The organism is Streptomyces sp. NPDC052064 (genome assembly GCF_055585925.1).
On record NZ_JBVJJE010000025.1, the window covers coordinates 1 to 12,459 of the forward strand.

14 protein-coding genes and 3 pseudogenes are annotated in these 12,459 nt (G+C 69.5%); 9 read left to right on the top strand and 8 right to left on the bottom strand.

Annotated features, from left to right (window positions below):
- Window positions 1-289: transposase (locus tag ACZ6TU_RS38505; RefSeq protein ID WP_469553440.1), on the top strand; the 289-nt coding region annotated here is incomplete at its 5' end.
- Between the two features lie 169 nt (window positions 290-458).
- Here ACZ6TU_RS38505 and ACZ6TU_RS38510 read toward each other — a convergent pair.
- A pseudogene (locus ACZ6TU_RS38510) lies at window positions 459-1,058 on the bottom strand (transposase); the annotation flags it as partial.
- Between the two features lie 216 nt (window positions 1,059-1,274).
- On the opposite strand from ACZ6TU_RS38510, the gene ACZ6TU_RS38515 reads away from it, so the two are divergent.
- From ACZ6TU_RS38515 to ACZ6TU_RS38535, 5 genes are all read left to right on the top strand, one after another.
- Complete coding sequence (locus tag ACZ6TU_RS38515) at window positions 1,275-2,117, top strand: hypothetical protein (RefSeq protein WP_467679459.1); 843 nt, start codon at window positions 1,275-1,277, stop codon at window positions 2,115-2,117.
- Between the two features lie 13 nt (window positions 2,118-2,130).
- Window positions 2,131-2,274 (top strand): hypothetical protein, encoded by a 144-nt coding sequence (locus tag ACZ6TU_RS38520; RefSeq protein WP_467679461.1) that lies wholly within the window; start codon window positions 2,131-2,133, stop codon window positions 2,272-2,274.
- Between the two features lie 673 nt (window positions 2,275-2,947).
- Window positions 2,948-3,226 (top strand): hypothetical protein, encoded by a 279-nt coding sequence (locus ACZ6TU_RS38525; protein ID WP_467679463.1) that lies wholly within the window; start codon window positions 2,948-2,950, stop codon window positions 3,224-3,226.
- Window positions 3,127-3,621, top strand: coding sequence for a Ku protein (locus tag ACZ6TU_RS38530; RefSeq protein ID WP_467679818.1), 495 nt, complete (start codon window positions 3,127-3,129; stop codon window positions 3,619-3,621). The genes ACZ6TU_RS38525 and ACZ6TU_RS38530 overlap by 100 nt, the downstream gene beginning before the upstream one ends.
- A gap of 246 nt (window positions 3,622-3,867) precedes the next feature.
- Entirely contained in the window at window positions 3,868-4,551 is a 684-nt protein-coding gene (locus ACZ6TU_RS38535) for a hypothetical protein (RefSeq protein WP_467679465.1), read from the top strand.
- A gap of 103 nt (window positions 4,552-4,654) precedes the next feature.
- Here the strand turns inward: ACZ6TU_RS38535 and ACZ6TU_RS38540 are convergent, their stop codons facing one another.
- On the bottom strand, window positions 4,655-5,449 hold the full coding sequence (locus ACZ6TU_RS38540; RefSeq protein ID WP_467679467.1) for a hypothetical protein: 795 nt from the start codon (window positions 5,447-5,449) through the stop codon (window positions 4,655-4,657).
- A gap of 19 nt (window positions 5,450-5,468) precedes the next feature.
- Entirely contained in the window at window positions 5,469-5,882 is a 414-nt protein-coding gene (locus tag ACZ6TU_RS38545; RefSeq protein ID WP_469553444.1) for an aldo-keto reductase family protein, read from the bottom strand.
- 84 nt (window positions 5,883-5,966) lie between these two features.
- On the opposite strand from ACZ6TU_RS38545, the gene ACZ6TU_RS38550 reads away from it, so the two are divergent.
- Both ACZ6TU_RS38550 and ACZ6TU_RS38555 read left to right on the top strand, forming a co-directional pair.
- The gene (locus ACZ6TU_RS38550) at window positions 5,967-7,295 is read left to right on the top strand and encodes a hypothetical protein (protein ID WP_467679472.1); all 1,329 of its coding nucleotides are present in this window, start codon (window positions 5,967-5,969) and stop codon (window positions 7,293-7,295) included.
- A gap of 57 nt (window positions 7,296-7,352) precedes the next feature.
- Window positions 7,353-8,045 (top strand): S1 family peptidase, encoded by a 693-nt coding sequence (locus tag ACZ6TU_RS38555; RefSeq protein WP_467679473.1) that lies wholly within the window; start codon window positions 7,353-7,355, stop codon window positions 8,043-8,045.
- A gap of 166 nt (window positions 8,046-8,211) precedes the next feature.
- Here the strand turns inward: ACZ6TU_RS38555 and ACZ6TU_RS38560 are convergent, their stop codons facing one another.
- From ACZ6TU_RS38560 to ACZ6TU_RS38575, 4 genes are all read right to left on the bottom strand, one after another.
- Window positions 8,212-8,505 (bottom strand): hypothetical protein, encoded by a 294-nt coding sequence (locus tag ACZ6TU_RS38560; RefSeq protein ID WP_467679475.1) that lies wholly within the window; start codon window positions 8,503-8,505, stop codon window positions 8,212-8,214.
- 231 nt (window positions 8,506-8,736) lie between these two features.
- Entirely contained in the window at window positions 8,737-9,795 is a 1,059-nt protein-coding gene (locus tag ACZ6TU_RS38565; RefSeq protein WP_469553447.1) for a replication-relaxation family protein, read from the bottom strand.
- 216 nt (window positions 9,796-10,011) lie between these two features.
- The gene (locus ACZ6TU_RS38570) at window positions 10,012-10,305 is read right to left on the bottom strand and encodes a sulfurtransferase TusA family protein (RefSeq protein WP_469553450.1); all 294 of its coding nucleotides are present in this window, start codon (window positions 10,303-10,305) and stop codon (window positions 10,012-10,014) included.
- On the bottom strand, window positions 10,302-10,967 hold the full coding sequence (locus ACZ6TU_RS38575) for a class I SAM-dependent methyltransferase (protein ID WP_469553453.1): 666 nt from the start codon (window positions 10,965-10,967) through the stop codon (window positions 10,302-10,304). Before ACZ6TU_RS38575 ends, ACZ6TU_RS38570 begins: the two co-directional genes overlap by 4 nt.
- 312 nt (window positions 10,968-11,279) lie before the next feature.
- Here ACZ6TU_RS38575 and ACZ6TU_RS38580 point away from each other — a divergent pair.
- Window positions 11,280-11,903 (top strand): annotated as a pseudogene (locus tag ACZ6TU_RS38580) (hypothetical protein); the annotation flags it as partial.
- A gap of 357 nt (window positions 11,904-12,260) precedes the next feature.
- On the opposite strand, the pseudogene ACZ6TU_RS38585 reads toward ACZ6TU_RS38580, so the two are convergent.
- Window positions 12,261-12,459, bottom strand: a pseudogene (locus tag ACZ6TU_RS38585) (IS6 family transposase); the annotation flags it as partial.

Here is a 12,459-nt window from a genome sequence, read left to right on the forward strand (position 1 = left end):
CCGCGGACCCCGCCGCCGACGTCCGGCCAAGCTCCATGCCGACAAGGGCTACGACTACGACCACCTGCGGAAATGGCTTCGCGAGCGCCGCATCCACCACCGCATCGCCCGCAAGGGCATCGAGTCGTCTACGCGGCTCGGCCGACACCGCTGGGTCGTCGAGAGAACGGTCTCCTGGCTGGCCGGCTGCCGTCGGCTGCACCGCCGATACGAACGCAAGGCCGAACACTTCCTCGCCTTCGTCGGCATAGCCGCAGCCCTCATCAGCTACCGCCGACTCATCAAGTGAAACGACCTCTTAACCTCGCTGTTTCGCTTCGGGTGGTTGAGCTGGCCCGATCGCGGCGTACTGGTGATCTCGTTTACCGGTCGCCGGGTGGGTATGGCTGGGGCCTGACGCTCGGGTCGGGTGCTCCAAGGTTGTTCGGGTCGTGGGCGGGCAGGGGCGGTGCCACGGGTCAGGTCGACAGCCGTGGCAGGGCCGTGAGGTGGGCGAATGCGCTGGTCAGCTCGTGTCGCAAGGGCCAGATCGCGGAGATCCGCAGGCGCAGGCGGCGTCCGCTGCGGGTGATGCGGGCAGCGACGCGCAGGACGCGGTAGCGGAGCTTCTTAGGTTCGGCGGTGGCCAACTCGCCGTCCAGCAGCAGGAGGCGTGTCCAGGCCAGCAGGTCGATTGCGGTCAGGGACAGCTCGAGCCAGGCGGCGTTGATGGCGAAGTGCCGGGAGGGGAAGGGGCCGCCCGTGCGGATGTGGCCCTCGACGGTGGCGTGTCCGCGGTGGCGGACCTCCAGGACCTGGGCGGAACCGCCTTCCGTGAAGGGCGTGTCGGTGAGGAACACCTGGTGGCGAAGGCCCTCGTCCTGGTCGAACAGGGACAGTTGGGCGCCGGCGTGGGGTCGTTCGCGTCGCACGATGATGCGGGTGCCGGCCGGGTAGTCGGCAAGGTCGACCATGCCGGTCAGCTCTGCGACGTCGGCGCCGTTGCGCAGGGTCCCGTTCTGGTCCAGGGCGGGGTGCCAGAGTCTGTCGGGGAGGGCCCGGATCGCGCACTGGTTCGGTGACCGGGTATCCGCCAGCGCAGCAGGTAGCCGCGGAAGAGGCGTGCAGGGTCGGACAGAGCGCCTGGGCGTACGCCGCAGGCGCGGGGCGCTGCCCGCACGCCGCTGACAAGCAGCCTGAGCGGCTGGTAGCGTCGCGGAGAGTTGCCACCGAATGGGCGGCCTCCCAGCCGCTGCGAATCCCATAGCCCGGTGCGGGGCCAGGGGGCGGGAAACATGACTCTAAAGGATCTGCCGTACGAGAAGCGGAAGCTGCTTGCCGTCGAACAATACGGCCCGAGATCGAGCAATCAGACAACCGCACAGGTGGCCACGGCTCAGGTCCGCAGTCAACACGGGCTCAATCCACTGGAGACAATCGTATTCGGCGGATTCTCGATGGCCGCCGCCGCTCTGGCTGACAGCAGGAGGCGGGGTCAACTTCGAGACCTGGGACTCACGCCCACTACCGTGCTGGATGCTGGTGTGTTCAACTTTCCTGATGGCCACCCCGCCGTGGGCAGGGTCTATGCGGCCCATCCCTACGATCGCGCTACCTATTATCCACTCTCGGATGTTCATGGCTACCTCCTTCGTTCCTGGGTACGGGAATTAATGGCTCTCTTTCGGTCTGCGGGGGCCGGGTTCGTTGACGTCCAGGCTGCAGATTCGGCGAGCGAGCGTGAGCTACGGATGGCACTGGGCCTGCCGTTGGTGACGGATTCAGGGATTGTTCTCGGACAGGCTGATACTGAAGCCTCGATAAAATCCCAGGCGAACGATCATGTCTCCTTGCAGTGGAGGGGAGCCATCCGGGCCAAGCCGAAACGTGCGACTGAAGCTCTGCGGCACCCTTTCATAGCTACGGAGCCCGTAATCCGGGACATAGTAGAGACGCTGGTCGACGGAACAATGGACACCGCGACCGCAACGGTCTCGTCGAGTAGGGATTTCAACTTCACGCCCGAGTTGGTAGCGAGAGTTGAAAAGATGGGTTTCAAACTGGGGGGATCATTCCACCGGCACACATCGAGTAAGCTCACCGTCCGAGTGGCTCGTGACCCGCGAGGGTTCAAATAGGGCCGCTCTCGTCATGGGCACCCGCTTCGGCGAGGCCAGGCCGTTCGGCTCGTACGGCGGTGATGCCGCCGGCGACGTCGACGGCACGACCAGGCGCACGCTGAGCTGGGCAACGGCGGTACGGACCGCCAAGCCGGTGTCAAGATTCCTTACATGAGCCGATCGGGCCGCGGGGCACAGCAGGGTATGGAGGATTTCGCAGCCCAGACGCGCTCGCTGAAGGGTGAGGCTGCCCGGCTGTGCGCCGGGTTGGAGATGCTCCGCCCGCACGGCGGCTGCACGCGGTGCCGAAGCGACCTGAGAGCGGCGGAGTACGCGGCGGTCAGCCTGGTGGCATCAGCGAGTTGCAACCGTGCCCCGGCATGCCCGACCACCCCCGAACCATGGGCACTGAAACCCGGATCTTGTACGCAACCCGATTGCCTGCACGTAGAAAGTGCCCTCCGCTTGGGCCGACAGAATCCCTCAGCAGGTTCATCGTTCCAGGTCAGGAAGGCACTTTCGTATTTCCGCCCCAGCGTCAGCCTCTCCAAGTGAAACGGCGAGGTTAAGCTCCGCGAGCGCTGGCCTTCCCTCGTGCCGTGCCCGGGAGCGCCTCATAGGCTGGAGGTGCTCGGGGCGGGAGGTGTGTCATGCCCGCGAGTGTGTGGAACGGTGCCATCTCGTTCGGGCTGGTCAGCGTCCCCGTAGCCGTACAGGCCGCCACCGAGGATCACGGCGTCCGCTTCCGCCGGATCCACCCTCGCTGACTACGGCCTGGTGCACAACCGCTACTGGCGCGAGATCGAGGACCGCCCGGCCTCCTAGGGGAGATCGGACAGGGATACGAGATGTCCGATGGGCGCGTTATTCCGATCACCGACGAAGAGCTGCGGCGGCTGCCGCTGCCCACGGCGCGTGCGATCGAGTTGGTGGGCTTCCTCCCGGCCGCTGCCGTGGACCCGGTCCGGATAGGCCCGGCTACTACCTCCAGCCACAGGGCGCCGTCGCCGCGAAGCCCTACGTACTGCTGCGCCATGCTCTCCAGCGCGCCTCGAAGGTCGCGGTCGCCCGCTACGCGTGGCACGGCCGTGAACGGCTTGGTCTGCTCCGGGTGCGCGGGGAAGTGATCGCGATGCACGGGCTGCTGTGGCCGGACGAAATCCGTGACCCTGCCCAGGTGGCCCCCGCCCCGGTTCAGCTGGAACAGGGCGAGATCGACGAAGCCGTGGCCCTGATCGAGGTCATGTCCCGTGACCGCGTCGAAGGGCCGGAGTTCACCGACCACTACACCCAGGCACTGCGCGAGGTCATCGACGCCAAGCAGGAACACCGCCAGCTTCCGCAGGCTCCGCAGCCGGCCGTCCGGCCGGGCCAGCTGGTGGACCTGATGGCCGCGCTGCAGCAGTCCGTGAGCAAGGCACGGGCCGCACGCGGCGAACCGGACGTCCACGAACCGCCGGGCACGTCCGCGAAGAAGACCCCGGCCCGCAGGACCGTGAAGAAGCCGCCCGCGCGCCGCTGACCAGTCGTGGCCGGGGCTGGGTACGGCACGGCCGACCCCATGGTCGCCCCCGACCACGAGCCGACCACCGTGGCGGCATGGCGTGCTGCGTCGGGCGTCCGGGCGGGTGATTTTCCCTCGCGTACGCGGGCGCAGTCCTAGCGGTGCGCGTCCAACTTGCCTGCTTCCAGGAGGTATTGACAGCTTTTCATTTGTTCTATCATGTTTTGTCCGCCAGTTCGAGGCGAACGAGCGAGAGGTGATCTCATGCGACGAACCGAGTACGACGAGGGCCAGGCCGCCAAGCGCCTGAAGGTGTCCGCAGCTGCCTTCCGGTGGGCGCGGCACACCGGCCTCATCCCCGACCCGGACGCGTCGTCCTACCAGTGGTCCCGGGAGGCTGTGAAGGCGCTGGACGCCGACGCCATCCGGGCCGCGATGCCCTCCTCACCGATCTCCGGCGGCGCGGCGGCGGACCGGATCGCCGAAGCCCTGGGCACTCCGAACGTGATCGGTGAGAAGGCGAACGTGACGGCGTTCGTGGTCCGGCGGTTCGTCGACCGGGGACTACTGGTCGACCTGAGCGCGAACCCCGACGGGACGCTGCACCATCCCGGTCAGGTCGCGGAGGTCTGCCAGCGTGAGGACCTGGCGGACCTGGTCGCCGCCGACACCCCGCTGGGACCGGAGCAGGCCGCCGCGCGACTCGGTGTGCGCAGGGTTGAGTTCGACTGGATGGTGCGGCTCGGTTGGATCCGCTCGCCGCAGTCGATCGAGGTCCGCTTCGGCACGAGCCGGGCCGGGGCCGTCGACGTCGCGCTCTACACCACGGCGTCGGTCGACGCGATCCCCGCCGCGCACCCCGAGGTCGACTTCGAGCAGCTGCGCTCGGTGGAGAAAGGCCGGCGCTCCCCGCTCGCGGTGCTGGCGAGGCAGGCCGCCGTGGCGTGACGTCGACGGGCCCCGTTCGTTGAACGGGTCTGCGGAGCAAGCGACAAGCCTCCGAGGCCGGTTGGGCCTCGGAGGCTTGGTCGTTCTGGAGAGGTTGGCGGACTCAGCGGCGGCGGAGTTCCTCGGACCAGTCCCGGAGCTGGTTTTCGAGGGTGAGGTTGTCACCCCGGGCCACGGTCTGCAGCAGCTGGGCGCACACGGTCGCTTCGGCGGCGAGGCCGGCCGGGCTGCCCAGGATGGGGAAGGCGTCGCGGACGCGGGTGGCGACGTCCGGCTGGAGCAGCGAGTAGGCGTAGAGCATGGCGGCGTCGAACCCCGACGGGGCCTGCCCCCAGCCTTCCCAGTCCAGAAGCCGCAGAGGCTCGGTGAGGTTGGCCCAGTGCAGGTCGGCGTGGGCAGTGGTCCAGCAGGTAACGGCGGGGGCCGGGATGCCGACGAACTCGGGGATCGCCCGGTCCATGTACTGCTGACGTACGGCGACACGGTCAGTGACAGTTGCCGACACTTTCTCCAGCGTCTTGATCAGGTCGGCCCACCAGGAGCCGGGCAGCTGGATGTCGTGCTGGAGGATCGGGTCGTCGGACAGGACGGGCTGGTCGACGCGGGCTGACAGCTCCGCCCGGTAGGCGGTGCCGTCGTCGACGGCGTCGTGCACGGCCAGGAGCTCGGGGCGGTGCCCATCGAGGTAGCCGAAAGCGTGCTGTGCGTCCAGGGCGCCGTCCCACAGCTTCCCTGACGCCTTGGCCTCCGGGGCGGACACCAGCCGCAGCCACGCCGGGGCGCCGGCGGCGGTGCGGGCCGGGGCGCCCAGGGTGCGCCCGGCCCACCCCCAGAACTCGCCGCCCGGCTCGGTCTGGACGTCCAGGGCCTCCGCGGCGCGGGCGTGGTGGGTGCGCATGCGCTGTTCAGTGTCCGGGTCAGGGGGAGGCGAGTACATGAGTGATCTCCCGCAACTTGGCGGCGGTCAGGGAGGGTTGGGCTACGGCTTCGGCCGCGTCCCTCCAGTGTGGCGTACTGGAGGCCGCGTTGAGGACGTCCGTCACTCCTGGGCATGACGCGACGGTGAGGAGGCACGCCTGTGCGGGGGTCAGGCCGGGCCGGATGAGGTCGGCGAGCTCCTGGTCGACCATGCCGGGGAGCTCGCCGCCGTGCAGCGGCGCGGAGGCCATCACCCGCAGGCCCGCACCGGCGGCGGCCGGGAGCGGGCCGCGGCCGTCCAGGGCTTGGACGATCGGCGTCGTCATCACCAGGCTGACCGGCAGCTGGACCGCGACCAGGTGGTGGAGCTGCCCGCCGACGGCTTCGGCGGCCAGGGCGAGCAGCTCCCCCACCGTGAAACCCCGTCATGGGGCCCCCATGGTGGGTATGGTCGTCAGGCTGACGCAGCGTCATTCCACGAGCTTTCAGGGGGACTTGTGGACGACTTACCGCCGTCACCCGCCCAGATGCCGCACCGTCTGCTGGCCGACCCCACGTTCGTGAGGGCCCTGCGCGAGCGCGACTTCACCACCGTGTTCGCCATGGCGCACAACGAGGGGATCTCCTACAACCGGATCGCGGAGGCATGCGCGCTCAAGTCCGAGCGAGTCAGCCAGATCGCCCGGGGCACCGCAGCTGTCACCGCGCTGGCAACTGTCGAGCGAATCTCCGGCGGTCTGCGCATTCCCGGTGCCCTCCTGGGGCTCGCTGCGCAACCCTGGGAGGACACCGCCGCCCTCGGCACGGAGTCCGACCATGGAGATGACCCGATGAAGCGCCGCAACATGCTGCGTGGCGCGCTCGCCGCCGGCCTCACCGCCCCGGCACTCGCCGCCCTCACCGCCGCCCGGACCGACGTCGACCAGACCCTCTCCCCCGACACGCCCCAGGACCTGGCCGACCTCGAGGCCGCAGCCGAGAGCTACGGGTACGGCTACCACGGCCAAGCCCCCACCCGTGTCCTGGCCGATCTGGTCTCGGACTTCGCCGGTCTGCGCCCGCTGCTCACCATCCCGCAGCCCGCACCGGTCCGGGCCAGGTTGTGCCGGACGGCCGGGCAGATGGCCGGGATGACCGCGATCGTCTTACACGACCTGGGCAGCCGGAAGGAGTCCCGCGCGTGGTTCGCCACCGCCGCCCGGGCCGCCGCCGAATCCGGCGACCAGCAGCTGCACGCCTGGGTCCTCGCCCGTGAAGCGATGGTGCCGTTCAACTACGGCGCTCCGATGGCAGCGGCCAGCCTCGCCGAACAGGCCCGCCGCATCGCCGGCACCCGGCCGACCGCTGCGGCGACGCTGGCGGCCGCGGTCGCCGCCCGCGCCTACGCCCTCAACCACCAGAGCGAGCAGGCCCGCCAGGCGCTCGCCGACGCCGACGCCCTCATGGAACGGCTCCCCGAGGGCGAGCGGTCGGACACCTGGCTGACGTACGGCGAGCAGAAACACCACGTCCACCTCAGCCACGCCTTCACCACACTCGCAGACACCCGCCGCGCGAACGAGAGTCAGCAGCGCGCCCTGGAACTGTCCGCGCCGACCAGCACCATGACCCGCACCCTGCTGACCATCGACGCCGCCGCCTGCTCCCATCACGACGGCGACACCGAGCAGGCATGCCGCCGCACCGTCGCTGCCCTGACAGCACTGCCCGCGGACTACCGCACCGGCCTGGTCCGCCGCCGCGCCCTGGACCTGTACGAGGCGATCCCCGCACAGCACCACCGCGAACGCGCCGTACGCGACTTGCGGGACGCCCTGGCTGCCTGACCCGTGACCACACGTCGAGGGACCACTGTGCGTGGCACCTCTTGGATACAGTGCGCCATGCGCGACTACGACCAGCTCCCCAACATCGTCGTCCCTGTGGTGAAGACCAGCCTCCAGCCCGGCGGCGGCGTACGCAACGAGGGCTTCGCTGGCACCGCCTTCCTGCTCCAGCACGGCCAGGGTCTGGCCATGACCGCACGCCACGTCGCCGACGAACTGACCTCCGGTGAGGCGGCGGTCCTCTTCCGTGGCACGGACGGCGCCTGGCAGCCCGCCGCGGTCCAGGGCATCGAGCCTCACCCCACCCAAGACGTGGCACTGCTACGCCTCGAGCCGGGCACGTACGTCTCTCCGTGCGTGCTGAGCCGCCGCCAGGAGTACGCGTCCATGTCGTACATGCTCTGGGGCTACCCGGAAGCGGTGCTGTACGAGTCCGTCGTCGATGGCATCGCTCTGCAGCGTCCCGACCTGATCTATTCGGAAGGTCATGTCCGCCGACGCATCAGCGACTCCGTACCTGGGATCCATGGATCCCGCTTCTTCGAGCTGAGCACACCCGCTGGACCCGGCTGCTCCGGGGCTCCGCTCATCGCTCGCACTCCCGGTCGGCCGGGAGGCCCCGACTGGAGCGTCGTGGGCGTATATGTCGGGGAGCGGCACTCTCACCCCGGGGACTTTTTCGTCGGCTACGGAGTACGGATCGCCGACATCGACCAGGACGCCGAGGGCTGGTCCGCGCTCTTCACCTGACCCGTTAGCCCTCCCGCACAGCAAGGTGGTGGGGAACGTCCCCGACCACGAGCGCTGTACGGTCGCCGTCGGTCAGGTGCTCAGAGCCGAACCCGGCGGGCGGTCGCGGCGCTCCCTTGGCGAGGGACACCGAGTACACAGGCGGCAGTTCGTTGCCTAGCTGTGATCAGTCACCGCCCCGGGGCGAAACCTCCCAGCCCTCGGGAGTCGGATGCTGGGAAGGGACGACGGTGGTCGTGGCCGCCAGGACGTTGTCGTCTTGGTCGTACTGAATGGCCTGGTAGACCACGACTGGAAGCATGGCGTACCTGGGCAAGCCGAGGGCTTCGAGTTCGTCCGCAGACGCGCCGCGTGCTGTGATCTGTCGTTCGACGCGCGTGCATCCGGGAATCACTGGTGCCGGGGAGCCCTCTCCTCCGCTGGTGACGGCGGGGTTGATGCGGGGCTTCTGTGCGGTCACCGGGGTCTCCTGGGTTGAGGGCATGGCGGGCGATCCGAGCGTACGCGCGGACACCAACATCCCGGCCCGGTTTGGACAGCAGGGAGGCCCGGGCGCCGGGCGTGTTCGACCCTGACCGGGCTGCCCGGCGACTACCGCACCGGCCTGGCCCGCCACCGCGCACAGGACGGCGCTCCCCCACGGCTGTTGTGGGAGGGAGCGTCGTCGTCTCCGGTGGGCCTGCTCCGTCCCTCAGCGGCCTACGGGCTTTAGGTAGCGCCGGCGGCGTCGGTCCCGGTCGTCGACGCCGATCCCGTACCACGGCTCGCCTCGCTGGAGCCGGGGCAGAGTGTTCACCCAGACCGCGACGGCGATGCCCTTCACGTCGTCGGCGAGCACCTGGAGGCGGTTGTCGAGCAGGTGCTCCTCCTTGCCCGCCAGGACGACGTGCAGCCGCGGGAAGGTCTGGGAGCGGGTGTAGCGGTGACGCTGCCAGAACGGGAACGTGCGGCCGTTGGTGCCGCGGGCGCCTTCCCAGACGCGGTGCCCGGCATAGCGCTCGTAGTCCCAGACCTCCTTGGCGAGCCGGGCCTGGGACATGGTGCCGTTGTCGAGCTCGAAGAGGCGCACCTCGCTGGTCTTGGTCGGCAGCGCGAGGACGGCGTCGGTGTTGAAGCTGAGGCCGGTCTCCTTGATGGCGTGGTTGACCTCCACCTGCCAGTCGGTCAGGTGCTTGCGGCCTCCGTAGGCGAGGATCATGTCCGTCACCGCGACGCCGTGCGGACCGAACCCGGCCTTCACCGCCTTCGCTCCGGTGCCGGCCTTCGGTCGGGGAGGCAGCTCGTTGCCGTCGGCCAGAGCCTTCTGTCCCGCCGGAGTCAGGTTCCAGATCGGGTGCTTGCCCGCCTTGCCGTTCGTCTCCGCCAGCCCGAGCTCCGCCAGTTCCTTCATCGCCCTGCGCACGTACGACCGGCCGTCCGACTCATCCTTCGTGATCACCTGAGCTATCTGCCGCACCGTGGCTATCCGCACGCACCCGAGCATCCGCAGCGCATCGGCCCGCACCTTCCCTGCCGTGGGAGTGGACCTTTTCCCCTTCGCCGACGTCTCAGGGGAAGGGAGAGAGGTGTCAGCGTGCCGGGAGGTCCCGTGGCGGGCGGTGTGAGCTGCGGTGATGGGTACGACGTTGGATTCGTTCGCGGTACCGTTCACGGCACTGGATTCCGGGCCGCCCGGAGGGCGTTCAGCACCCCTTGTCCAGGTCGGGTGCGGCTCCGGTTCGGGCTGCCGGGCGCTGCTGGTGTACGTCATGACGAAGCTCCTCACACAGGTGGCGCGGGACTCCGGCCAGAATCCCGCCGTCGCCTGGTAGAGGTGTGGCGAAAGTCGACGGTGTGACACTCCACTGAGTGCCGTTACCGAGCCGTGATCATCAGGCGGGCGCTGTTGTCCTGTGACAGTGAAGTTGGATCATTTGCCACCGAAGTTGGACGGGCTGATCGCCGACCGGGGAGGTCCGTGTGGCGATCAGGAGTCGTTCCGGTACCAGGGTGCGTCGGGTCGGGTGGGGACGGCGTCGGGGGCGAGCCGCAGCGCGTACACCGGTCGGTCGCCGGGGACGGGGCCGAGGTATTCGTGCCCGGTCATGTGGCACCACGCTGGGAGGTCGAGGGGCGCGGCCGGGTCGGTGGCGAGGACGTGGATGACCGTCCCGGGCCCGGCGGTGGCGATGCGGGCGCGCAGGCGGAGCAGGAGGGTCACGCAGAGCAGGCCGGTGCCGTCGACGGTGATGTCCGCGGCCGGTATCGGTCCGGGGTTCACCGGGGCAGGGTCTGGGTGACGCGCCACAGGCGGCGGGGCAGGTCGCCCTCCTCGAAGGCGTGGACCTCGTCGAGGGTCCAGCCGTCGGAGAGGGCGTCGACCAGGTCGCGGTCGAAGAAGTGGACGGCGAAGCCGCCGTGCTCGTAGATGTCGTCGCCGTGCGCCGTGCCCGCGCCGTAGTGGGCGTCGCCCGTGTGCCGGACGGTGTAGACGAGCACGCCGCCAGGCCGCAGGACACGGCGGATCTCGTCCACCGCCGAGTGGATCTCCTGGGTGGACAGCGCCATGCACAGCAGCATGTGCGCGAACACGGCGTCCACGGACTTGTCCGGCAGCGGCAGCGCCTCACGGACGTCGTGGACGGCGGTGGTGACCCGCCCCGCGACGTCCCGGGCGCGGGCGGCCTCCTGCAGCTGCTCCAGGCCGACGGGGCTGAAGTCGGTGGCCCGCACGGTGAAGCCCTCGCGAGCGAAGTACAGGGCGTCCCGGCCGTGTCCGGCACCGAGCTCCAGCACGTCGCGCGCGCCGGCGGCCCTGAACACCCCGGCGGCATGGACCGCGGGCGCGGAGGGCTGCTCGCCGTACATGCCCGGGTGGGCGGCGTAGGTGCCCTGCCAGTGCTCGCGCTGCGCGCCCGCCAAATCCTTCTCAGTGTTCGCCACGCCGCAGCGCCTTCCTGCTTCCGTCCCACAGCCAATGCCGTGATCAGCTTAGATCCCACCGACACAGTGGAACGGTGGTCCAACTTCACTGACAAACGGTCCAGGTTCGCTGTCACAGGACACTCCGGTTGATCACGATGCGGTCACGGCGGAGAGGTTCTTCAAGGCCGGCGTCACACGAGAGCCGAAAACCGAACCTGTAGAAGGTGACCGGCGGGATAGGCCCGCCCCACCTTTCAGGAGCGCCCCGTGGCGAGCACCGCAGACGAGCCCGAGCGGCCCCTTGACCCGGGGGGGGAGCAGCCCCCCTCCGTGGACCCCTCCATCACCCCCTCCGCGCCCCGTCATCACGGGCCGGACGTTTTTGCAGGTCAGCCCCGGCGGACAGGGGGGCGGCGCAGGTCCGACAACCCTCTTGCCTCAAGGCGTCCTACTCACAGGAAGAACTCGACGGGGCCCAGGCGGAGGGAGCTGCTGCAGGCGCTGGGGATTCTCCAGAGGGCGACGCCCGATCAGTTGTGGAAGCTGACCCGGCCGGACAACCAGCACGACAAGCTCGTACGGGACACCCTTCTGGATCTGGAGGACCACCACCTGGTGAGGATCGAGTTGGTACGGGAGGACCAGCGGCAGGTGTGGGTGCTGACCAAGCGCGGACACGGCGAGGCGAAGAAGCTGCTGGAGCCGAAGGGCATACGGGTCTCGGCGCTGCGTGAGGAGAAGTACGACCCGGACACCGGGGAGCTGCTCGGCGCCAGCTACGACGACCACTCCGCGGCGGTCACTACGACGGCCGCCGAACTCCACAGTGCCGGGATCGGGCATCGGCTCGCCTTCGCCACTGAGATTCCGCACCGGCTCGCGGACGGGTACGTCCAGCGGGCGGACCTGGTGGTGCGGGCGCCGACGGCCGGGGTGCCGGTGATGCTGCTGGAGATCGACCTCCGTACCGAGGACGCCGACGACCTGGTGCACAAGCTGCACCGGTACTGGGAGTGGGGCCGGCTGCTGGCACCGGACGCGGACAAGCACACCGTGAACCTGGTCCGCTCCCAGCCGGACGCGATCGAGGATGTCGGCCACGAGAAGCGGTTGTGGCGGCGGGTCTACCCGCAGACCGGCCGGGAGGTCCTGGTGCCACTCGCGTTCGTGTTCGCCGACACCACCGAGGCGAAGGTCGACAACACCGTGAAGGTCCTCGAGGGCGCGGACGCGGCAGTGTGGCGGCGCCGCTGGGTGCGTAGGTGTCTGATGGTGCGTCGTGGCGTGGTGGAGCCCGGTTCCGGGCGGTGCTCAGGCCGCGGTGGCGAGGCCGGCGACGCCGGTGAGCTGCTCCCAGATTGCGAAGCGGACGGTCATCTCGGCGCGGTAGTCGTGTGCGGGCATCAGGTGGCGGAGGGGCCGGAAGTGGGGCGAGATGCCGCTGAACGCGGAGAGGAACCGCTGGGCCCCGCCCACGGAGCGGAAGCCTTTCATCGCCCGTTCACGCTGC

What these genes read in the sequence shown, in the direction of transcription:
- ACZ6TU_RS38525 (WP_467679463.1), top strand. Translation starts at nt 2,948, where the DNA reads ATGTCCGATGGGCGCGTTATTCCGATCACCGACGAAGAGCTGCGGCGG.
- ACZ6TU_RS38535 (WP_467679465.1), top strand. Translation starts at nt 3,868, where the DNA reads ATGCGACGAACCGAGTACGACGAGGGCCAGGCCGCCAAGCGCCTGAAG.
- ACZ6TU_RS38540 (WP_467679467.1), bottom strand. Translation starts at nt 5,449, where the DNA reads ATGCGCACCCACCACGCCCGCGCCGCGGAGGCCCTGGACGTCCAGACC.
- ACZ6TU_RS38555 (WP_467679473.1), top strand. Translation starts at nt 7,353, where the DNA reads ATGCGCGACTACGACCAGCTCCCCAACATCGTCGTCCCTGTGGTGAAG.
- ACZ6TU_RS38565 (WP_469553447.1), bottom strand. Translation starts at nt 9,795, where the DNA reads ATGACGTACACCAGCAGCGCCCGGCAGCCCGAACCGGAGCCGCACCCG.
- ACZ6TU_RS38515 (WP_467679459.1), top strand. Translation starts at nt 1,275, where the DNA reads ATGACTCTAAAGGATCTGCCGTACGAGAAGCGGAAGCTGCTTGCCGTC.
- ACZ6TU_RS38520 (WP_467679461.1), top strand. Translation starts at nt 2,131, where the DNA reads ATGGGCACCCGCTTCGGCGAGGCCAGGCCGTTCGGCTCGTACGGCGGT.